This window comes from Mesorhizobium sp. M8A.F.Ca.ET.021.01.1.1 (genome assembly GCF_003998025.1).
GTDB lineage: Bacteria > Pseudomonadota > Alphaproteobacteria > Rhizobiales > Rhizobiaceae > Mesorhizobium.
In genome coordinates this window covers 1-21,856 of sequence record NZ_RZSJ01000004.1, presented here as the reverse complement: position 1 = coordinate 21,856, position 21,856 = coordinate 1, and the positions used below count along the sequence as shown (strand labels likewise).

Annotated in this window: 20 protein-coding genes and 1 pseudogene; 6 read left to right on the top strand and 15 right to left on the bottom strand. The window is 56.0% G+C overall.

The window, feature by feature from the left end; genetic code table 11:
• Window positions 1-164: 164 nt before the first annotated feature.
• The gene (locus EOA36_RS01485) at window positions 165-698 is read right to left on the bottom strand and encodes a hypothetical protein (RefSeq protein ID WP_127275307.1); all 534 of its coding nucleotides are present in this window, start codon (window positions 696-698) and stop codon (window positions 165-167) included.
• 650 nt (window positions 699-1,348) lie between these two features.
• Window positions 1,349-1,867: a DUF2235 domain-containing protein gene (locus tag EOA36_RS37960; RefSeq protein WP_127275306.1), complete on the bottom strand. Its 519-nt coding sequence runs from the start codon at window positions 1,865-1,867 to the stop codon at window positions 1,349-1,351.
• A gap of 1,141 nt (window positions 1,868-3,008) precedes the next feature.
• Here EOA36_RS37960 and EOA36_RS01470 point away from each other — a divergent pair.
• Entirely contained in the window at window positions 3,009-3,485 is a 477-nt protein-coding gene (locus tag EOA36_RS01470; RefSeq protein ID WP_127275304.1) for a DUF488 domain-containing protein, read from the top strand.
• Here the strand turns inward: EOA36_RS01470 and EOA36_RS01465 are convergent.
• From EOA36_RS01465 to EOA36_RS01445, 5 genes are all read right to left on the bottom strand, one after another.
• A complete protein-coding gene (locus tag EOA36_RS01465; protein ID WP_127275303.1) occupies window positions 3,439-4,269 on the bottom strand; it encodes a hypothetical protein in 831 nt (276 codons plus the stop codon). The genes EOA36_RS01470 and EOA36_RS01465 overlap by 47 nt on opposite strands.
• 13 nt (window positions 4,270-4,282) lie before the next feature.
• On the bottom strand, window positions 4,283-5,113 hold the full coding sequence (locus EOA36_RS01460; RefSeq protein ID WP_127275302.1) for an excalibur calcium-binding domain-containing protein: 831 nt from the start codon (window positions 5,111-5,113) through the stop codon (window positions 4,283-4,285).
• 8 nt (window positions 5,114-5,121) lie between these two features.
• On the bottom strand, window positions 5,122-5,592 hold the full coding sequence (locus EOA36_RS01455; RefSeq protein ID WP_127275301.1) for a hypothetical protein: 471 nt from the start codon (window positions 5,590-5,592) through the stop codon (window positions 5,122-5,124).
• A 316-nt stretch (window positions 5,593-5,908) separates the two neighbouring features.
• Window positions 5,909-6,343 (bottom strand): MucR family transcriptional regulator, encoded by a 435-nt coding sequence (locus EOA36_RS01450; protein WP_127275300.1) that lies wholly within the window; start codon window positions 6,341-6,343, stop codon window positions 5,909-5,911.
• A 75-nt stretch (window positions 6,344-6,418) separates the two neighbouring features.
• The gene (locus EOA36_RS01445) at window positions 6,419-7,639 is read right to left on the bottom strand and encodes a hypothetical protein (RefSeq protein ID WP_127275299.1); all 1,221 of its coding nucleotides are present in this window, start codon (window positions 7,637-7,639) and stop codon (window positions 6,419-6,421) included.
• A gap of 220 nt (window positions 7,640-7,859) precedes the next feature.
• Between EOA36_RS01445 and EOA36_RS01440 the strand changes: the two genes are divergently transcribed.
• Window positions 7,860-8,243, top strand: a complete 384-nt coding sequence (locus EOA36_RS01440; RefSeq protein WP_189553064.1) for a hypothetical protein — start codon at window positions 7,860-7,862, stop codon at window positions 8,241-8,243.
• 80 nt (window positions 8,244-8,323) lie between these two features.
• Here the strand turns inward: EOA36_RS01440 and EOA36_RS37080 are convergent, their stop codons facing one another.
• A complete protein-coding gene (locus tag EOA36_RS37080) occupies window positions 8,324-8,473 on the bottom strand; it encodes a hypothetical protein (protein WP_189553062.1) in 150 nt (49 codons plus the stop codon).
• A gap of 261 nt (window positions 8,474-8,734) precedes the next feature.
• Between EOA36_RS37080 and EOA36_RS01435 the strand changes: the two genes are divergently transcribed.
• Window positions 8,735-9,064, top strand: a complete 330-nt coding sequence (locus tag EOA36_RS01435) for a helix-turn-helix transcriptional regulator (RefSeq protein WP_127275298.1) — start codon at window positions 8,735-8,737, stop codon at window positions 9,062-9,064.
• Here the strand turns inward: EOA36_RS01435 and EOA36_RS01430 are convergent.
• Together EOA36_RS01430 and EOA36_RS01425 are read right to left on the bottom strand one after the other, a co-directional pair.
• The gene (locus tag EOA36_RS01430) at window positions 9,061-9,606 is read right to left on the bottom strand and encodes a hypothetical protein (RefSeq protein WP_127275297.1); all 546 of its coding nucleotides are present in this window, start codon (window positions 9,604-9,606) and stop codon (window positions 9,061-9,063) included. The two genes, EOA36_RS01435 and EOA36_RS01430, sit on opposite strands and share 4 nt — an antisense overlap.
• A 10-nt stretch (window positions 9,607-9,616) precedes the next feature.
• The gene (locus EOA36_RS01425; protein WP_127275296.1) at window positions 9,617-9,946 is read right to left on the bottom strand and encodes a hypothetical protein; all 330 of its coding nucleotides are present in this window, start codon (window positions 9,944-9,946) and stop codon (window positions 9,617-9,619) included.
• A 105-nt stretch (window positions 9,947-10,051) separates the two neighbouring features.
• Between EOA36_RS01425 and EOA36_RS01420 the strand changes: the two genes are divergently transcribed.
• Complete coding sequence (locus EOA36_RS01420) at window positions 10,052-10,315, top strand: helix-turn-helix transcriptional regulator (RefSeq protein WP_127275295.1); 264 nt, start codon at window positions 10,052-10,054, stop codon at window positions 10,313-10,315.
• 55 nt (window positions 10,316-10,370) lie between these two features.
• Here EOA36_RS01420 and EOA36_RS01415 read toward each other — a convergent pair whose 3' ends face one another.
• The 3 genes from EOA36_RS01415 to EOA36_RS01405 form a co-directional block, all read right to left on the bottom strand.
• Window positions 10,371-10,742, bottom strand: coding sequence for a hypothetical protein (locus tag EOA36_RS01415; protein ID WP_127275294.1), 372 nt, complete (start codon window positions 10,740-10,742; stop codon window positions 10,371-10,373).
• Between the two features lie 268 nt (window positions 10,743-11,010).
• Window positions 11,011-13,950: a plasmid replication protein, CyRepA1 family gene (locus EOA36_RS01410; protein WP_127275293.1), complete on the bottom strand. Its 2,940-nt coding sequence runs from the start codon at window positions 13,948-13,950 to the stop codon at window positions 11,011-11,013.
• Between the two features lie 84 nt (window positions 13,951-14,034).
• On the bottom strand, window positions 14,035-14,991 hold the full coding sequence (locus EOA36_RS01405; RefSeq protein ID WP_127275292.1) for a hypothetical protein: 957 nt from the start codon (window positions 14,989-14,991) through the stop codon (window positions 14,035-14,037).
• A 192-nt stretch (window positions 14,992-15,183) separates the two neighbouring features.
• Here EOA36_RS01405 and EOA36_RS01400 point away from each other — a divergent pair, with 192 nt between their 5' ends.
• Window positions 15,184-16,647: a hypothetical protein gene (locus tag EOA36_RS01400; protein ID WP_127275291.1), complete on the top strand. Its 1,464-nt coding sequence runs from the start codon at window positions 15,184-15,186 to the stop codon at window positions 16,645-16,647.
• 927 nt (window positions 16,648-17,574) lie between these two features.
• On the opposite strand, the gene EOA36_RS01390 is transcribed toward EOA36_RS01400, so the two are convergent.
• The gene (locus EOA36_RS01390) at window positions 17,575-19,368 is read right to left on the bottom strand and encodes a recombinase family protein (protein WP_281040037.1); all 1,794 of its coding nucleotides are present in this window, start codon (window positions 19,366-19,368) and stop codon (window positions 17,575-17,577) included.
• A 118-nt stretch (window positions 19,369-19,486) separates the two neighbouring features.
• Here EOA36_RS01390 and EOA36_RS01385 point away from each other — a divergent pair.
• Window positions 19,487-20,389: pseudogene (locus tag EOA36_RS01385) on the top strand (ATP-binding protein); the annotation flags it as partial.
• A gap of 176 nt (window positions 20,390-20,565) precedes the next feature.
• Here EOA36_RS01385 and EOA36_RS01380 read toward each other — a convergent pair.
• The coding region (locus EOA36_RS01380; RefSeq protein ID WP_127275288.1) for a malate synthase G at window positions 20,566-21,856 on the bottom strand (1,291 nt) is incomplete at its 5' end.

Genomic DNA, 21,856 nt, shown 5'->3' with positions numbered 1-21,856 from the left:
GCGTGGGCGACCAGACTTTTCATTGGTCCGAAGGCGAATGTTTTATCTTCGATGACTCAGTCGAACACTACGCTTGGAACCTCTCGGACGAGGTTCGTTCGATCCTAATCGTCGATTTCAAAGCCCCTTACTTTGACTCGTAGGCATCAGTCGTGCCAGTTCAATCAGGGCTTGCTGGCTGGAATTGGCGGCCGCACTACCTCGTCGTCCAACCCAACGGATTTCCGGTAGCGTTTGATGTTGGCCTCGCGGTTGGCAAGAGCACGCTGAGTGGCCGGAGAGAGGGCATTTTGCTCGTTCTCTACGCGGGCTTCGGACCCATAGCCTACGCCTGCCGAAAACGAGACGCATAACATGACCACTGCTACAGCAGATGTGATCGCGGATCGCCCACCTTTTGACACCAAGTATACACATACACCTCCAACAAGTGCAAGAATCGCCGGAAGAACAGTGCCGACCGCAGACTCACGACTCAAACTCGTTACAAAACCCACCGTCACGCCGAGCACTGAGAACGGAAAGGCGAAGAAAAGCGCTTGACCCAGGGCAACCTTGTTACCTTGTTGCCATTTTGTGAAAAGACCGACCGTATAAAACAGCAACGCAATAACGGCAGCAGAGAAGATGAAGCTCCCGAGAGCGACAAATAACATTATTGCGGCCGAAGACGCAGCTGCGTGGCCATAATCAATCATCGTTCACCCGGGGTACAAGGATTGCCAGTCCGACCCGATGTCGCCGGGCCTAGTAAGTAGATCATAGCGCTTCGGGACATACGCTTCACACAATTTACCAGCACAAGTAGGTATAACTGCCACACAATTTTTAAGTGCAGCTATTTCGTCGTCGGTCATGAGAATATCGTGATCCAACTTGGCCTGCAAAGACGCACATTGCTGAAGCCGGGCTTCTTCCGTATTCTTGGCTAATGGATCATTTTGTGCCTGAGCGACAACAAGTGTGCAGATCAAAATTGCTAGCGCGCCTATGTGTAGCGGTTTCACTGAATCACCGTGGGGCCGTAAATATCTTGTTCACACACGAGTCATTATAGGACTGCTAGTAGCTTAGCGTGCTGACATGCACGAATCAAGCAAAGCTGCACTCGCCCAGGCTAAGCGCAGGGGTACGATTCTAGGACGAAACTGCAAAGTGTTAGCGCAAGCTAACCGCCAAAGTGCCGATGCCTTCGCTGCGCACATTGAAAGGTTCCTGCCTCCCGATTGGCGGGTCATGATGTCCTATTCAGAAGTAGCTCGGATGTTGAATGACCTCGGCGCCGTCAGCCCAACCGGCAAGAGGTTCCACGCTCAAACAGTGAACAGTTTCGCCGCTCGCCTACTCATCAGCCGGAATCATAAAAATGTTTGACCTTATCGTGCCGCCGCAGTCCGTCCGGTCGATAAGGCTTCAGGACGTTGTATTGAAGCACCTCTGCCAGTGTGAACCTATCCAGGACTGACTGATGAAGGGTCGCGTCAGTTGGTATGTTTCTGACGAATGGTGCCACTAACCGGAAGACTGTGCCCTGTCGTTCGTCATGCTGTGGGCCTGCCGCGTCCGGAAAGACATTCAGCCAATCGTCATCGCAAAGAAGCCCTGCAGCCTTTGCAGCATCGACCACCCATTTCAGTGATGTGTCCGAAAGCCTGGAGTCATTCTCTTGATAGCTGCCGCCGACATCAGAGTGATCGCCCGCGAACCATACCTGTTGAAAGCGATTTGTACCGCTTTCATCGACATCGTTTGGATCGCCTTTCATGCCCCAGAGCACCCTATTGAAATCCTTGCGGTTCTCATCGATCGACAGCGCGTGCCTCGCATATGGAACCCTTGGAGACAGCCGCCAATCGTAGAAGCGCATCCGAAATTCGGTCCATTGGATCGTTTTTTAGAAAGCTGAAACCGGGCAAAGCCCCTGGCATTTTGATGTGGTCGAACAGGTAGCAAATTGCAGCGGCTGCGACCGCTAGACCGAGAAAAATCGCCGACCAGGCCGTGAAAGACAGCCAGAAAAGCGATAGAGCCGCTGCCAAAACGCCAACCATCAAAGCACCCGCAGCGATCATCCCTGCAATAGCGACAGGGCTAGCGAGAGACGCGACGGTGTCAAACACACCAATGGAATGTGGCACCGCATTGGACTGCCTTTGATCGTCGGATTTGAATTTGTCCGAAACCTCAAAGCGATCAAATCGCGCTGTTTCAGCCGTGCCGACTGCCGTTCCGTGGCTGTCTGAGGATTCCGGGAGTTGGTGAACTGATAGACCTGTTTGACCGCTTCGCTTGCGATCTTCAGCGGCGAAGCCTCGTCAAGAAGGAGCCGGCAGCTTGTTGTGTCGGCACACCACAAAACATCAACACGCCGCCTAAAGCGCGAACCGTGTAAGCGCCGCGGCTAATATCTTGTCACCCGGTCGCCACAGCCGAATGATGGCTCCATAGCACTGGAGCATATTCCGTGTCAGTCCAAGGCCGGTTGCCTGGCTGACTAGGTTATGGAGAGGGCTGTAGAACCGGGAGAAAAATTGCCGTCGATCGGTTCCGGACCAATGCCAGGGTCGTAAAAGTGAGCTGCAGCGAAGGATTGACCTTAGAATCCGGGCCGCATGTGGTAGCCCGATAAAGCTTGTAGATGTTGCTCCTATTCTCGTCGAAGAACACACCGCTGCGTTGGCCAGTGCCGTCCGAAAAGATGACGATATTCCGGGACACGAATCATCCTCCAAGAAGGATAAACAGTCTCACGGCGGTCACAAACGTCGAACCCCTCATCCTACGCATCCACCGAACTATTTCGGCTTTGCGGAAGAAATGTGTGAAGCGAAGCGTACCCCTCTACCTGGCCCTCGAAGGTCCCAGTTTCCAATCCCGTCGGGTGCGCCAATAAAATCAGCTAATTAGTTCGAATTTGGTGATAGGTAGGCGGTTCGTCCCACTCACAGCCTATCGGTCTTCCAGATTTTGTCGATCTCGCTATAAGATCGGGGGATAGGAGGTAGTGCATGGCCAGACGCATCTACACGTTCGGGTATGAGGGCCTGAGCATTGAACGCTTTATCGAGAGGCTGCAATCAGCGCGTATCAATCTGGTCGTTGACGTGCGTGCGACGCCGCTGTCTCGCAAACGCGGCTTCTCGAAAGTGGCATTTGGGGAGGCTCTAAGCGCAGTCGGAATTGCCTACGTACACGCCAAGGCTATGGGGTGCCCAAAGGCCGTTCGGGACCGATACAAGCGAGATGGGAGCTGGTCGATCTACACAGCGAGCTTCCTCCAGTACCTAGGCGGCCAAGAGCCAGCTGTCGCTGAAGTGGCTGAGATCACTCAGTCGAAAAATACGTGCCTGGTGTGTTTCGAAGCAGACTACAGATTCTGCCATCGGACATACGTGGCGAGGGCTGCTGCCCGGAAAACGGGATCTTCTATAGCCCACCTTACAGATCAAACAGAGATCGTTGAGCCGTTTGGAGTTGCCGCTTAGGCGGGTATAAGAGGCTGACGATCAGCCACTGATCGGGAAACCTGTGAATCGTGCCCATTAGGAACATGAGATCCGCCGCTGGCAGATCGCGCTCTAGCTTGGCTCGAAAAGGTGGCTCCCAATCTTTGCCGTACTGTTTGCGGCAATTCCAATAGAGGGCGCCAATTTCCCAATCGACGATCTTGTGCCGATACTCGGCGTCGATGCCTGCGGCGATGCATCGATAGCGATAGTGAAAATCGTAGGGCAGTTTGCGAAGGGTCTTGATCGCTGGCGCGTCCGCATCATCGAATAACCCTGCCTGGTGCTGGTGTTGCAAGAGTTTTTTCTGCTCCTGAGGGGTCCAGCCCGGATTTGCCGTCGGGGCGATGTCGAGCGCGACTATCTTCGACGGCCTCAGAAGCGCAAGGGTGTTCCCGCCGGCCTGACGGGCCCTCTCTACCGCAGCGAAATCGCCAAGGATCGGGACTTTGTCGATCCACGTCCACCGGTCGGCCCACCCATGCTTGGTTGAAAGCGGAGCTTGAGCCCGCCGAATTGTGTCAACCTTAATGTGGTGGCTCTCTGGGCGGTTGTCATCTCTCGCTCGTTCGATCGTAGCTTCGATGATTTGCCACTTCTTGAATTGTTGGTCATCCTTGATCAATCGGAACGGAACTGGGAACAGCCTGATTAAGGAGGCCGGTTCCTCCATCCCGGCCACGCATGACGTCTCAGAATACTTGCTGCTTGGCGACGGATACGTTTTGCATAGTACAAGGATCTTGGCGGTTCTCGTCACCATCGTTAGGCGCTCCCTAGCAAAGGGTTTCACACGCAACCCCATCGCCGTCCCGATCCAACTTCCCGCCCCATGAGCAGTTCTGCAAGTACCACTGAGCCTCGTCGCAAGAGCTGATCTGCTTGCACGTACGCCGTGGTTCGCATGAATAGCCGCTCTGCGCGACCAGCTTGCGGTTGACGATCCCGAGGGGCTTGCTTTTCGGTGTAGCGTCATCTGCATGCTCAGCGCGCCAGTCCCACGGCGCCTGGAAGTTGCCGACCCAAATGCCGACCTTCGCCGCTTCCGCCTTGGCCTGCAGCGCAGCATAGGCACCGTTGCTGTAGCGAGGCCAATCGAGCGCCTGGCCGTGCTCGACCATCCACGCCGCCACGCTGGCGCCGTCGGCGCGCCGGCAGTCGCCGACGAAACGGTGATAGCGATCCCAAGTCACGAACGTGCATTGCACCGGCCACGAAGCCGCCAGGAAGCTATCCAGCGCTTTCGCCGATCGTCGACCGCATGGGTATTCGAAGCCCTTGGCGTCGTCGCAGTATTGCTTGCTCTCCGGCGCGTCGATGCCGTTGAAGCGGACGCGCTGGCCGTGGATCTCGATCGTGTCGCCGTCGATGACTGAGGCGACGCCGGCGATTGACTCCGGCGACTGTCCAATCCTGCGCGACACGTTCAGGTCGGGGGCGCCTTCAATGTGCTGCCCAACGAATTGCACGACGAAGGCTGCCGTCGCCGCCACCGTGACGAAGATAAGCCGCTTCGGAATGCTCGCTAGCAGACGCGCACGCCGCCGCTGCGCCCCGCGTCGTTTGCGCCATTGATCGGACTGGTTGTCGTAGCGAGATCGATCCATCGCAGACCCTAAGCCGACCAGCCTGGCCAAGTGCTGTCGATCATCGGCGCTCCATTGCAATAGAAGTCGTCAACGAACCGCCCGGTGGCCTTGTCCCGGCATCGCCACATTAGCGCATAGTTTTGTCCGTAGAATTGGTCCCAGGCTACACCATACGCCGTGGGAGGCGGGCGGTAATATCCGCCGCCGCCGTTGTTGGCGGCTACAGCAACCGCCGCACCACCTACCGCAGCCACCGCTATTCCGGTCGCTACAGCATTGTCGGCTTGTACAAGCCGCATGCATTTGTCTGCCGTTGCGCCGCGACGGACTAGCAGAGCGGCTACTCTTGTTCGGTATTGCTCGTCATTGCTGGAGGCCAAAACATGGCACAACGCCACGGTATTCATCGCCGTTAGATCACTGTCGGAAACAACAGGATTCGTTGAGCAGCCGGCCAGAAAAAGCGCGGCACTCGCTAGAACTTCCAGTTTTCTCATTTGATTTCCCCCGAGCAACTAAATGCGGCAGCTTTGCCACGGGAGTCCAGAGTTTTTCTTCACGTACGCGTGTGGAAGGTTAAGCAGCCGTGGCCGTGTGAGCCTTGATTCGGCTGAGTTCTCGGAACACTGAGCACCACAGACGGAAATCGGTTAGCCGAGTTTTGGGAGGCCGGCGTCACGCTTTGGAGAACAACGCGACACCGGCCAAGCGGACAATCAGATCCGCCGCCAGTCCTGAATCCCCGATTCGCCGGCGCGACGTTATGGTGTTATCGCGGAAGCGCGCACCGACTTTTGCGTATGGCCGGGTTGCCTATTTGGCCTTCCGCTTAGCCGGAGCTTTCTTCGGAGGCGCTGCTTTCCGCCCCAGCCCAATCGATTTCGCCAAAGCAGAACGCTGGGCGGCATAGTTCGGGGCGACCATCGGATAATCGCGCGCCAGGCCCCACTTTTCACGGTACGCTTCCGGCGTGAGGTTGTAGTGGGTCATCAGATGCCGCTTTAACGATTTGAACTGCTTCCCATCCTCAATGCAGATGATGTAATCGGGAAACACCGATTTCTTGGGATTGACCGCCGGCGTGAGAACCGGCTTTTCGGGCTCTACCGGTTGTCCGACCTTTGACAAAGAGAGGTTCACGCTTTGGATAAGATCCGGCAGTGACGCAACCGGTACTGGATTATTGCTGACGTAAGCTGAAACGATATCTGCGGTTAGTTCGATCAGGTTGCTGGACTCGTCGGCCAATGGGGTTCTCCTTTAAAGAATTAGCCTTCCTAGCTTTTGGCGACAGGCTAATCAACGGCGGGCCGGCCTTCGAGATCACCTCGCACAAATCCACTCCAACATTCCCGCGCCTCGTTTTCCGACGAGCACGTTGGGAATGCCCGACAAGACCTCACCAATCTGATTGACCGTAACTTGCGAAACGCGGGCATTAGCTGGACCAGAACGCTCGGCCAAAATCCACCCCGTTGAACCACATCGACAAAATGCGAGGAGCGTCGGGTGTTCGCCATCCCATCGATAGAAGTATCGCTGCGCCGATTGGATGGATGCGAGCGCGTATGCAAGCTCTTCTCCACCCTTCAGGCAGTTATCAAATTCGTGCCCTGCTTTTCGAAGCTGTTCTGCTGTCGTGATCGGAGCGAGAGCACCAACCTGCTCAAACGGAGGGTTGGGGAACGGCATGAGACTGAATAGGTTTGCCAGAATTGCAGGCGGTTGGCGACCCTGAACAATGGCGCGAACCAGTCGCTGCTCATCGTGCATGGGTGACAGCCGTGCGATCACCCACAGCAGCTCAACCAGCTCCGGGGCGGGTATTTTGCACTTCAGCAGCGAGCGGAGAACTCGGTTCGACACTGGCATCGTCGAGGCTGATGCCAGTGAAAGAATGTCGTCGTCCCGGAATTCCGTTGCCTGATATAAGAGGTTTGCCAACGGTCCAGCAGCCATCAGCGCTTGATGGATCGCCACGTAGATAGGTCTCGGCCAGGCGTACGGTCCCAATTTACCGAGTGTCGAGATCATGCCGGCAGGGCAGGAGCCGAACGCATCCGTGAGAATCTGGCGGGACTTAGCGAAGGTCAAGAACCGGTACGTTTCCACTGCATCGCTGATGAAATTTCCGTTTGCAGCAAGCCATGCATGCCAAGTGTGCCGCCGCGTATCTGATGCTAGCAGGTATTCGCATATGCGATCATTCGTCCATATCGACAGGACTTGAGCGCTGTCTTGCCGCGAAAGCAGGGCAATAATTGACTGGTCAGACCCACTACGGTCGAGCGGCAGGCTATTTTGATTGTGATGCATGGCGGCTATCTCCTGATAGCTTGCCTTCCGTATCGAACTCGCAGTCGGCAACGGCTTGGAAGAGGATCGTTTGGATTTAACCATCTTGGTCATCGGCGGGTCTGAACCGCTGGATAAAATATTGGCGCTTTTCTCGGCTCGTTCCGTCGGTGCGGAGGCTGCTTTGAGGTTGTATTGGGAGCACAGCGCTTCGACCTTGAGCCGAGGCAGGCGTGAAATTAATTTCATAATTTCAACTTGGAGGGTCGGGAGACCGCCTCCTCGAGCGGGGTGTTAGACGCACTAATCAAAGGCTTGTCGTGGTTCTGCACTGGCTAAGGCGTCTTATTTGACGTCTTGCAACTTGCAGCCAAGTCGCTTATATGCCGCCTATCCCTAGCAGGATGCGCCTACGCATCAACGCGAAGGAAACGCTCAGTTTGAGCGACCTCATCAAAGGAGTGGCGCTATGCCGAACAACTACCGACCCGACCAAATCAGCCTTAGCCGCGATCCGAACCTAAACAACTTCGTTTTCGATCCCGGCTCCCACGCCAATGCGCACAACACATCTATAGGACAGGGTATCTTCGAGTTGCTGACTTCTAGGCTAGGCGTCGCCGTGCTTATGGGTGCTGTGATCGCGGCTCCCTCGCGACCGCCGGTTATCGCTACAGAGCCATTTGTGCTTCGCCATGTTGGCACTGCTGGTTTCACCGACGAAATGAAGAAATATGCCGGCCGGCTAGTTCGGTGGATCATCGAGCATCTTGGCGGGCGGTGGGTTCGTCGCGGCGTTAAGGTAACCGTGACGTCGGCGTACGGTTCAGGATCGATCTATACGTTCCGATGAAATAGCCGACAGCGATATGTTCTTCAGCGGGGGCTCTGCCCCCGTTTTGGCTTCGGGCTTGCCCCGCCTTCTGACAACTTCTACCAGAGGCCGAAATAGCGCCCGAACCCGTATACAACTAGCAATGCTAGAAGCGCCAATATGCCCAAAGGCCCGCCAGCAGAGGCTTCAAATGCCTCACCGACCTTGATGGTAAAATAATTTCTTGCAGCTTGTTTCGGGTTTTTCATGGGCGCACCTCTCGCAAAAAGAAAAACGAGTGGTGCTGCTTGCTGCTTCGCAGTGTGGGGCAGTGCCGGGGATTTGCGCAAGAGGAAATTTTCAGCTGGTGTAAGCGCGGGTCCAGCCTCTGCGTTGTACTCGATTACAACCCGGTCGGAGGCGTGTTCGAGGTAGGAACTGGTATCCTCACGAATAGCATTTTGCCGTTGTCGAAAGGCGCCTGCTCAGGGATAGCGCCGTCCATCGGATGAAACTGATGGAGAACGGCAATGGACGCTCGTGTGATCAAAGCTCTGGCTTGCGAAAGCAGGCTCAAGATCCTCGACTTTCTCAACTGGCCCGAGCTGTATTTTCCCGATGTTCCCAACGCGCGAAAGACCGGCCTGACGAACAAGCTGATCTGCGGCCGGCTCGGAGTCACACAAGAATCGGTCAGCCTGCACATGGGTTGGCTAACGGAGGCCAAGTTGGTTTCCGCAACGAAGGTCGGAACGCGAGTTTTCTATACGCGCAATGAGCCGGGAATTGACGAGGCAGTCACTTCGCTATGCGAACTGCTTCAACGGGGCACCGATGCACGACCCAGTATCGGCGTCTAGAACTTCAGACCCTTACCCGACCCTGGCTTGATCTCGACGGTGACCTCCAGCTTCCAGTTGGCACAGCTCTGTTCGATCCGGAACTGCTCGCCCTCTGATGTCTTACCCTTGAACCGAAACGGCTCAGCGTCCTTGCACATCGGGTCGGAGATCACCTCCATTTCAGCAGGTCCGCCGAACCTGTTGACGAATTCCTGGGCGACCGTACGTAGCCCCATCCCCTCGCCGCCGAAGAAGCATTCTCCAAACACCATCGATTCGATCTTTTGATCGCCGTTGAATATGATCCATCCGCAGGCATTGTCGCCATCCTTGAGCGTCGCCTGCTTACCGTTGCCGTCGGGATCAAACACAGGAGCCCCCCATTTCACGGTCATCCCCTCGTCCTTCGCGTTCTTATCGATCTGGTCAGGGCTGTCTGAAACCGTGAACCCGCGAAACCTGCTGTCCGCGAACGCGCTAACCGGCATTGAGACGGCCATTGCGATTAAGACGGTTTGGGGGAGGTGACGACCGAGGGCTTTTAGGAACAGAGTGCTCATCCGTCGGCCCTCAGTAGTAATATCGCTTGTTTCGGAACAGGTACATCAGGATGTAGACCGGTATCCAGAGCCCACCGGATAGGATCACCAGTAGAATGTGAATCCAGTGGGGGAATCGCTTCACTGGACCGCCAAACCCTGATGCAGCCGCGGCTGCAGCTCCGCCGCCGGCATTCATGAAAACCTGCGGGCTGTTTCTCTGGCTCTTTAGCAACTCGATTTCCCGCATTTGGGGATCGAGGATTTCGCCACAGTGCTTGCATTTCTTGGATTTCGGATTGATCGGCTCCGCGCAATACGGGCAGTCGATCGTAGCGGCCGGCGAAACGGTCTCGTCCATTATTCCCCCAACAAGTCTGACACCCGAGGAGGTAAGCTCCTCAACCCATAATCATGGTCTTATATTACGTGGTTTCAGACAAGGGCAACTGATTGCTTTCTCCAAATGGAAGTGCAGTCATTGGTCGCCTGGAATTTACGGCGCTTGAGGGTAGAGAGGGGCATCTCACAGGATGACCTAGCGCTTAGCGCTGGCATTGAGCGTGCCTACGTGGGCCACTTAGAGAGGGCAGCGCGCAATCCGACGATTTTTACGCTGGAGAAGGTGGCGATAGCCCTCGATGTCCATATCGCGCAGCTATTTCGAGAGCCCGAATCTGATGAACAGGTGCCGACGACCTTGAAGGCGGGCCGAAAAAAGGCGCGATAGCTAAACCCATCCCACCGCTTGGGGCGGGATGGGTGGTCGTTTGGGCAATGATGCCTTAGCGCCCCTTCTTGAACCTGGCCCGGACCTGTTCCGACACGGTCGTCAATTGACTGTCGAACGTGCCTTCGACAGCGGCTTCTCGTGCCTTCTTAAGGGCGTCGACCACGCCAGCCATGTCGCTGCATGCAATCGCATGCTTGCCTTTGGCTAGCTCCAGAGGAACCTTGCCATACTTGATTGACAGCGTCGGCTTGCCGTCCAGATCGATGGTCCACCAGCGACCGCGGAATTTCCGGCCGACGTTCTCCGGCTCAGCCATATAAAGCTGATGGTCGATCTGCATGATCAGCCGTTGCCGACGCTTGGATGCCGGATCAGTCGGGGCCTGTTTCGGGGCTGCCACCAGCTTCAATCCTTCGAATGCCATTGCGATCTCCTTCCGTTGATGATCGACAACGGCGTCCCGTCAGATGGCTGAGAAGGTCAACAGGTCCCGCCTTTCCTTATCCAAAGCACGACACAATCCCAATGTCAGAGGAGGATAAGTGAATGGATTTACATGTTCTTCTATATAAACTGCGGTGTTATCCGAGCTCGCTGTGCGGCTGGAAGAAGAACGTGTAAATCCATTTAGTTATCCTTCTCCCAAAAATCCAATCACCATTTACCCCTAATTCCATCCAAAATACCCGAAATCATTCAAGGCGGCGTCTGCGATCTGCGATCTCTTCCATTTTTGCGTAGGAGAGCGGGGCGATCTGATACAGATATGTTTTGACACCACCCGTGGACGTCGTCCGCGATCGGGAAAGCGACAGTCCAGCCATCTTAACGATCGTCCGAAGCTGACTAATTGGCTTCTGCTCCAGATCAGCTCGAACGGGCTTACCAAACTGCGTTTCATACACCTGGGCATACTTTTCCATGCCCACCATAAAGTCGGTCAGATCGTTACCCCCGCATTCAGCGTCGAGGTTGAATTCTCCACGCGAGTACAAAGGTGTGGTCGCGAGGAGCTCCGCAACCAAATGCTCTTTGAGCGTTTGGTGCGGGAGGAGCGTAGCTCTCCGGAGATCTCCGGGTTCCGATTGAGAAGCCATCAAAAGTTTGACATCGAGGAACTTCCGATCGATCAACGCCTCGAAAAGCCTAACCCGTCTCCTGAACTTACCATTGTCATCGAGGGCGATCAGCTCCTCGGTGAGCGCCTGGCGATAGAAACGCTCAAGTACGGAACGGGTGTACGACGCGCGAAGCGCATCCTCGATCGGGTCATCCTCGTCGAGCGCCGCCCTAACTTCTTCGAATTCTTCGTCCGTCAGCGACCTGGCGTCCAACAGCCGACGAGCAGACTGCTCCCTGTGAAGTTCGCTACCGACCGTCCAAGCCAATGTGCCGGCTTCATAGACGGCATCATCTTGCTGGACATGTGCAATGTCCCACCCTTGCCTTCGCGCATACAGAATGAAATGACCCTTCAGGTTGTTCTTAGATGCGCGTTCGACTGAGAGAACGGACGCCGCTATTCGCAACAGAGGATCACTGTCCGGCTGATCGTGATATCTCACCACGCCTCGGGCATCATAGCCCTTTATCAGATGCCCCATCATTTCAAATGAGAGGGCATCTGCCGTCACCGAATCCAGATCAGTTTCGAAGGTAAATTTGGCGGGCGTGATGAAGACCCGCACTTCCTTCGGCGACCGCACACGAGCTAGCTGCTGATCACAATCCATATGCGTCAGGAGCAGCGGGTCGAACATGCCAAAAACAATATCGAAGCGATCGCATTCTCTCTTAAAGCTGAAATCGACACCGGTTCCTAGCGAAGGCGAAGCAAGAACAACCTGATATTTTGGTGCTTCTAGCTTCGGGTCGGCCAAGAAAGATTTGATCCGCTCATCCTCCCGTTGAACGGTCGTGGAGGTTATCGCGATCAGCACCACCTCTGGATTTTTTGCGAGGATCGACTTCTCCAGCTTTTCGATAAATCCGCGATTGTTTGCAGTGACAAAACACTTCTTCCCCTCCGCTATCGCGTTCTGAATTTCTCCAACGACCTGACGCTTCGTGGGCACCAAATGGATCGTTCCGCGCCCTTCCTTTCGAAACGTGTTTATGATCAGTCGGTTATTCCCGAGCTGATCTGGCTTTGAGCGCCATTCACATATTCGCCGGAACGAATTCCAGGACAGATCGGCATCCAGCGCGATCACGGACTTTGCACTGGATATCAGATGCATCAGCCTGTGCAGGATCGGCAAACGCTTTTCGGCCATTGTCGATGAGAGGAAGTGGGCGAGCACCTGCTCTGACTCATCGATTAAAATGTAGTCGTATGGTTTGTCGGTTTTGATCTTCATCAAGCTGTCGAGACAAATCCCGTAGCGATCCTGGCTTCGGTTCGATTCTCCTTCAGTCAGGTAACATTCGAGGCCGAGATCGTTGCACGTCGACCGTATCAGCGTGCGCCGATGGCCAATGAGCAAAATCCGACCCCTCTTTTGCGCAACTAGGTCCTTCAAACGCTCCGTTTTTCCGCTTCCCTTTGGGCTGCGAATGAACGTAGCCCCTGGCAAGAACTGGATCGGTCCGAGACGTTCCTCGTCGACAAACTCGATTCTGGCAGCGGAAAGGAAATCGTCCCCCTCCTCATGCGGAAAGAATTCGTCGAGGTCCGATTTCAGTTTTGGAAATTGCAGGATCGCACGGGCAGCCTTTTCAAAGCTGTAGAAGTCGTAGTGATCGTGATATCCGGTTGCCCAGAAGCTCTGAACGCAGGCGGAGCAACGTATCCCTTTCTGTCCTTGCTTGTTTTCGATGACGAATGCGCTTGCATGCTCGTCCTTGTGGAAAGGGCAATGAAGCGGCTCCGAGCGATTGAATTGTCGGAGAAATCCAGGAACGCCCTTTGCGCTGACCAGGACCTGGTCATCCTCGATGCACAGCTTCGACCTGGTCGATGCGACCCTGGGGAAGTCGGTATCCGATTGGTCTGCGTCGAGACCCTGTTCAATAAGGTCTTCGAGCAGCGCTGCAGGAATGCCCCCGTCAAGATAGATAGGCTCAGCGTTCCTGTTGCCAAAAAATATCCTAGCTTGGTCCACTGCATTGATATCGCTCCGAAATTTCAGAGCCAGCGACCGCGTTGCTGCTCGCATTTCTGCACCATTTTCGATCGTTCGCTCCAGTGCGAAACCAATCCTGAAGTGATGCTTCTCGGGTGTGTGGCTTGCAGTGGTATAGATGAACGTCGCATGCGCGGCGACGAACGGGTCCTCCACAGCTTGGTCAAGGGTCATCGTGCCATCGATGTCGATGGAAAGGACGTCGGACGCCTTGAAATTGCTATTGCTACGAGATCCGTTGAATTGAGCGCTGTACGCGTAGCCCTGCAAGATGTTGCCGAGTAGCCCTTTTACGTCGAGCTGATATGGCTCAAACCCAAACGCGAATGCTCCCTCGTCTTTCAGGACATTTTTGTCGACCAGACGGCGGTTGATCGACAAGCGCATCTTCCGCGTCAGCCAGCTAATTTCCTCTGGACGTCGAGCGGCTGAGCGATAACTCAGCGCATCAGCGTGGGCCTGCCGCCCGCGCTTTTGATGATTGGCAGTTTCGTCAAAGATTTCCATGAAATTCCCCTTTTGCTGCACAAGCTGACGGGGCTTCGCCCAACGAGAGCGAAGCCCTGAGTTCAAGCAGAATTTTGGGGAAGTTTATGCCGCCTTCTGGCTCACTTCGTCGGCCTGGCGCGGCCGGTCGTCATTAGCTTGGCGGGTGGGTTTCGGTTCAGGAGTGCGCTTGGAACCCGATCCTACCTGAGTGATAGTTCTATGAAGAATTCCAGCGCTGACTGCGCCTTCCGGAAAGATGCGGACTGCGTCGGTTAGCTGTTTTCCATATTCCAGCAGAGTGCCTTCCGCTAGGCAGATGTCACGGAACAATTTCCCGGCCTGAACGAAATCGATAACGAAGCCATGGCACGGATAATCGTTCGCCAAACTGGCCACCGTGCCCTCTTCCGCGTTGCCGGATACCAAAGCGAGTTCAGTCCCGTACCTGATACCCTCGCTCACACCACGTCTATGCCGGCCAAGCAAGGTCGGGTCGATTTTGGCAACCAATGACGACACCATGCTGGTGGCCATGGACCCGCTTATTTCGGCAGCCAACTTAAAACTGACACTGCCTTGACTCTTTGTAACCAGATTCGCGACAGACGTATCGAAGAATTGGATCGTTGCATCCATAAGCGCATCCAAAGATGCACGGCTGGACAGGCTCGACTCAATTGTTGCGATTTCGTCCGGCTGAGGAACTTGTGCGTCTATAGGACCAAGTTCCGCCCCCGGACTCATCCAAATGTTATGAGCACCGAGCGCCACAATCGTCCCAGCACTTTTACATTGTCCGGGAGCGAATATACCGAAACGCGAATATGTGTTTTGGAAAAGTCTGGCTATTTTGAAAGCTGCGGCACCAGAACCGCCATTCGTGATCAGAATTAGGATTGCTTTATCTGATCGGGTGGTTTCAGATACGTCAGCAAGTAGTGCCTCGTATCCGTCTTCATTTATATCACCAGCATACAAATATATGTCGCTGGAGTATTCCTTTGAGGCCTTAAGGCCAAGTTTGCCGGGCTGAGTTTTCGAGGATGTCGATCCTGCCATGCGATTTCTAGTCCCTCCGTTGGCGCCTTGCAGAGATGTCCCTGAAGGCGGACGCGGTAGATAGGTACGGCAAGTTCTCGGCGCAAGGCCCCCTTGAATGCAGATCGTTCCTTTGCGCTTCCCGAAATGCCCTCGGTTCACCCGCAGAACCTCCGAAATTGTGAAACCGTTGGCGGCTTTTTGGGAACACGAATGGTCGAATCGGTGGATTGCCGGTACGCTTCAAGGATGGAATCGGCGTTTGACCACACGAAGTATTCGTCGATCATTTTCATCGACAGCATGGTTGCCCTTGAAGGCAAGCCACTAGAAACGTTGCCCTGGCATGAGCTTGATCCCACCGGTCCCATTCTGATCTTGGTTGTTCCGCAGGTAAATTCCGAGATCGACAAGCGGAAACGCGATGGGCGACTGGGCAAACGCGCTAGAGCCTTTAATCGGCTAATTGCACCTGCCGCCGAAAGTGCGACGCCACATCAAATCGCCGTCGGCCCTCCTGCTGTCGAGATTGCGATAGCTCGCTCCGCCCGCATTAACTGGGATCAGTATGATGATCTTGATCCGAGCGAGGGCGATGATCGTGTGGTGGCCCAGATCCTCTATGCTCGGGATGTGCCTGCGGAACGGAAGCGGCTGCTCTCTCACGATACAAACCCGATCGCGATCGGATCACGCCATGGATTGAGGTCCTGGAGGATGCCTGACCATTGGTTGGCGGACCCTGAGCCTAGTCCGAATGACAAAGAGATCGTCCGGTTGAAGGCTCGTGTTCGCGAGTTGGAAGAAGCTCAGCCGTCGGTTGAGTGCTCCCTGCAATTTGGATTGGAGCAGCCTCAAACCGTCTTTCGTGTTGATCCGGTGCCTAGAGATGCCAGGAGGCCAATCACCGCACACGTGATTCAACGTAATCCAAGTCAGGATGACGATTCACCGTACAGCCTTCGGCGAGACTACAGCTATGGCGACCGCTACCGCGAATATCGGACGAAGGTCGTTCCTCGATACACCGCCTCGGTCCACAGGTTTCTCGAGGTTCTCTACGGGCAAATCCCGTTCACGTTCATGCTGAAGAACGTTGGGCGATTACAGGTTGAAAACTTGGTGCTCAAACTGACTGGAAGAGGCGGCAACCTTCACAATCGCTTCACCTATCATCCGATCTTTGGCCCGGCTGCCCCTAAGCCAAGATCAAGCCTCTATCCCGTTCGGCTGGCTGAGAATTTCCGAAGTCCGCGAGTGATTGGCAAGCACGAGATGCAATTTGCTGTCGAGCCGAACCGATCTCCCGTCGTTGAGATCCATTGCGCTGATTTCCGGCATGGTCGCACGTGGGAGTTCCAGGGGATTGCGACGATCGATCCCCACCATGAAGGACCGTTCGTGATCGAAGTTGAGGTCACGGCGTCGAATATGCGCGGAATTCGGACCCAAGCGTTCGAATTTGCGTTTGCAGTTCAGAACGTAAGGATTGGTGACTTGGTTGACCTGTTCGAGACGAGCTACAAAATTCCTTTTCCCATGATCGAACGTTTCAAAGCGGAGGTCAGAGCGAGGAATTGGAACTGGATCGAAGCTGTCGACGTCGATGGTGAGGCGCAGGACATCCATGAAGACGATGATTTTGACGATGACGACGTCGAGGAGGATGCTGACTAACCACCCTGATTGCTTCGCCGGCTATTGAAGCGCAGAGCGCTTGGAAATCGGTAGCACCCTAAAATCGTCTCCTACCAAAAGCTCTGAATTGTTGTGCCCTATGAATTTCGCCATGTACGAAGTTGCACGACTCTCACCCGTCGAATTTCGATGGTCGTGATCCAGAGCCTGGATGTCCATCTCCCTTATCGAGAACCGTTCCTTGAAGGCTTGAAACCGTTCTCTGTCGGCTAACAGTTTTTGAAAGCCCTCTCGAACTTCATCCCTGAAAATCCATATCGAATGGATATGGGGGTTTTCCAGAACTCCCATCGATCTCCAGTATCTCGATCCATTCATGTCCAGGCAACCGATTGCCAATGGTTTTGACGGATCGAACGATGGGCGATGATAGTTCCGTCCAATCAGTTGTCGGCAGATGAAGTTGTATATGTCGGTGAACGTATCCAGCACCGATTTCGCCTTGGGACTGTCGATTGACGCGGAACCTTCATACCGCTGATTGCGACGGCTGTGATCGAATGAGATCGTGATGAACAGACCGTTCCGTTTCTTGAATGTTGAGACGGAATCGAACCTGCCTTTGTGCTCGTCGATGAAATGATCGATCCTGTCGTCGAACCAGGATGCGTACTGGCATATGATTGAAGTGGGAGAGGGATTTGAGATCGTTTGGAGCATGAGAGTGGCTTTTTCAAAGGGATATAGACCCATCGGAAATGCGGTGGGTGAAAATGGATTTGGGTGTTCGAAGTCGTGCGAGGATAAGCCGTCAGCACGGCCCGAAGGCCGATTTCGAAAGGGAAAACTGAGAAGCGAGAAGAAAGGCGGTTCTGGAGGTTCTGAGAATGATAGCCGGTTCACCGGCCGGCTATTTATCGCGATAAGATCGCGAAACTCTCGGCTTGGGTGAGAAATCCCCGGCCACTACACCGAAACAGGCTCGTCGAATACGTTGTCCCACCCGTCAGACCAGCCAATCGGCATCCCGCGATCACTGCCTGAGATTGCGCCGTCTTTGCCGACGAGAACCTCTGCGACGAAACTTGCCGGATCATCGTTTTTCAGGACGACCCGCCGAGACACGCCATCTGCCAGAACCACGCTAAAGCTTCTGTTGTACCGCTGCGCCTCTCGATCGGATCGTTCGATAAGATCCAAGATCTGGCTGCGCTCTTGGGGATCGATGTCCGCAGCATCCAGTAGGGCAGCGGCTTTGCCTTGCCGAGGCCGTGAGCCCTGGACCTCTAATTTGAGTTCGGTGACGATTTCGCGGAGCCTTGTTGCCAACATCGAACGCTGTGAAAACGCCTCAGGACCTTCCATCTGTTGAAGTTGGTCGATCAAGACCCGCAGCTCATCCGGTGAAATCGACTGCTGTTCGCGAATTTCCTGCCGCTGACGATCAACGTCGGCTATCTGGTGCTCGACTGAAGCCAACTCGGCTTCGCATTCTCGCAATTTGGTCGTCAGGAACTCGACTGAAATCGCTCCGTCGTCGATCAGCGCATATGTCCGTTCTCGCTTCAGTTCTAGTTCGCTCTTTTTCTCCGCCAAAGCGACCGCACGTTCGTCCAGGATCAGCACCTCGGATTTTTGCGACGACGCCCTGAGCATCTCAGCCAGATCGATCTCCTTGACGAATAGGAAAAAGGACCTTTCGAAATCCTGGTAGCGCCATGCCGTCGGAACACAATCCAGTCCGCGCAGGGCATGACTGCATTTCAGATAAGTCCCACCTCCCGGGCCGACGCCTTTATTTAGAAAATGCATGGGAGAACCGCAGTACCCGCATGTCGCCAGGTGGGTGAACAGGTTGCGCAATGCCCCTCCCTTGCGTCCTCCACCTTCGATCCTGCGCTTTCCTCGGGCAAATTGTGCTCGAAGAAACAAGTTCTCGTCGACGATTTGTGGGTAATAGTCTGGAATCGGATCACCGAGCGGAACCCGCTTTCCGTTCTGCTTAGTATGTGGCTGGAACTCGCCAAGGACCGCCCGGGCCTGGAGAATCTTGGTGACGTATGACTGTACCCATCCGGTTGATCGCCCGAATGCCTGTACCCCAGAATCATTCAGCCGTCGCGTGATGACGAATGATCCTTGGCCGCTGGCGCTATCCTCGAATATCCGTCTGACGACCTGAGCCCGATCGTCGACAACGTGAAAATTTTTGCGATCCTCTGACAGCTCCAGCCATGCAGGGCAAAGACCCGTAAGCTTCTTTTCGCCTACAGCCCTTCGTTTGGCATCCCAGGCAGCGGAAAGCCGCTGGCTTTTCATCTCCGATTCTTCGTTCGCGCGTGCCATCACAACGATGGACATGATCAGCTGCGCGAACTCTGCCTCTCCTGCCTTGTACAGTTGGTTGTCGGATAGGGTTACGAGGTTGATCCCATTGGAGGTGATATCGAAGAACAGAGAGACCGAGGCATTCAGTTTTTGGCGGGAAAGGCGGTCGAACGACTCCACCAGTAGGTACGAACCCTTTGGAATCCTGCCTGCCTTCACCGCATCCAGGAATTTACCGAGGGCGCCGGAGGAAACGTTGTCCCCCTTGAATGCTGAGACGCCGATGTCCTCTAGTCTGAAGTCTTCTACCAACTCGAGGCCATGCTCGTCTGCATATTGCTTCGACCTCTCAGTTTGCCTTCGCAAACTGTCGCCTTTTAGCTGGATGTCGGTGGACATGCGGACGTAGGAATAGGCGAGTGGCTTTTTCAGGCGAGCCTCCGATTTGAGAACTTAATACCCTACAATGATGTCAGTTTCCAACCGCCATTTCTGATTTTAATGTCATACGCTATCATGTCATTGTATATGATTAATGAGTTTAATACCGTATAATGTCCTGATGGTCGGTCCGCCCGGCTCTGGAAAATCGATGCTGGCGCAGCGGCTGCCGTCGATCCTGCCGCCGCTGGCGCCGAAGGAGCTCCTGGAGGTCTCGATGATCGCCTCGGTGGCCGGCGAGCTCGGCGAAGGCAAGCTGACGGACCGGCGACCGTTCCGCGCTCCGCACCACTCGGCCTCGATGGCGGCGATGGTCGGTGGCGGCATGCGCGCCCGGCCGGGCGAAGTATCCCTAGCGCATCACGGCGTGCTGTTCCTCGACGAGTTCCCCGAATTCACGCCGCAGACGCTCGATGCGCTGCGCCAGCCGCTTGAGACCGGCGACTGCATGATCGCGCGCGCCAACCACCGCGTCACCTATCCGGCGCGCATCCAGCTGGTGGCGGCGATGAATCCGTGCCGCTGCGGCATGGCCGGCGAGCCGGGTTATCGTTGCGTACGCGGCGAGCGCTGCCGCACCGACTATCAAGCGCGCATCTCAGGACCGCTGCTCGACCGCATCGATCTTCGTATTGAAGTGCCGGCGGTCTCGGCCAGCGACCTGATCCGCCCCGACAGGGCGGAGAAGAGTGCTGACGTTGCACTCCGCGTCGGCCGCGCGCGCACGCTCCAGCGCGAGCGCTTCGAACGGCTCGGCGTCAACAGCGCCACCACCAACGCGCATTGCGCGCCGGCTGTCATCGAGGCGATCGCCATGCCCGATGCCGCCGGCCTGTCGCTGCTCAAGGACGCCAGCGAAAAACTCGCCTTTTCCGCCCGCGCCTACCACCGGGTGTTGAAAGTGGCGCGCACGCTGGCCGACCTCGACGCCAGCGAAACCGTCGGCCGCATCCATCTGGCCGAGGCGATTTCCTATCGCATGAGCGCGGAGCGTGTGGCGCAGGCGGCGTAGAGACCGCAGTACTGGGCACAACATTGCCGGCTCTACGCTCGCGAGGCGGCCTCGAGGCACCGGCCGGGCCGGTGACGGCTGGCAGATAACGTTTCGAAGCTGCGCGATGCGCTTGGGCTGAACTGAGCCCATTCAGGAGGGTCCGTGGGCCGGTTCCGGCCCAAGCTTGCGCCAGCTCAGCCCTGTTTCGCCTTCAACTCCAGCCGCCGCTTATGCAGCACCGGCTCGGTGTAGCCATTCGGCTGGCTCGTTCCCTTGAACACCAGGTCGCAGGCGGCCTGGAAGGCGATCGAACTGTCGAAATCCGGCGCCATCGGCCGGTAGAGCGGATCGCCGACATTCTGCAGATCGACGATGGCCGCCATGCGCTGCAACGAATCCCTGACCTGGATTTCCGAGCAGACCTTGTGGCGCAGCCAGTTGGCGATGTGCTGCGAGGAGATGCGCAGCGTGGCGCGATCTTCCATCAGGCCGACATCGTTGATGTCGGGCACTTTCGAGCAGCCGACGCCCTGGTCGATCCAGCGCACGACATAGCCCAGAATGCCTTGCGCGTTGTTGTCGAGTTCGCGCTGGATCTCGTCGGGTGTCCAGTTCGGCCGCACGGCCACCGGCACCGACAGGATATCGTCGAGTTTCGCCTTCGGCCGGCTCTTCAGCGCCGCCTGGACGGCGTGGACATCGACCTTGTGATAGTGCGTGGCGTGCAGCGTCGCGGCCGTCGGCGACGGCACCCAGGCAGTGTTGGCGCCGGCCTTGGGGTGGGCGATCTTCTCGACCAGCATCGCCGCCATCAGATCGGGCATCGCCCACATGCCCTTGCCGATCTGGGCATGACCGGCCAGCCCGCATTCGAGACCGGTGTCGACATTCCAGGCCTCGTAGGCGGAAATCCAGGCGGCCTGCTTCATGTCGCCCTTGCGGATCATCGGGCCGGCTTCCATCGAGGTGTGGATCTCGTCGCCGGTGCGGTCGAGGAAGCCGGTGTTGATGAACACCACGCGCTCGCGTGCGGCGCGGATCGCTTCCTTGAGGTTGATGGTGGTGCGCCGCTCCTCGTCCATGATTCCCATCTTGATGGTGTTCTTCGCCATGCCGAGCAGCGCCTCGACGCGGTCGAAGATCTCGACCGCGAAGGCGACTTCCTCCGGTCCGTGCATCTTTGGCTTCACCACATACATCGAACCGGCGCGGGAGTTCATCTGCCGCCCCTTCGGCCCGACATCGTGCAGCGCGATCAGCGCCGTCATCGCCGCGTCCATGATGCCTTCCGGCACCTCGTTGCCGTCACGGTCCAGAATCGACGGATTGGTCATGAGGTGGCCGACATTGCGCACCAGCATCAGCGAGCGGCCAGGCACGGTGAGTTGGCCGCCGGCGGGTCCAGTGTAGGCGCGGTCGGGGTTGAGCTTGCGGACAAAGCTCTTGCCGCCCTTGCTGATCTCTTCGGCGAGGTCGCCCTTCATC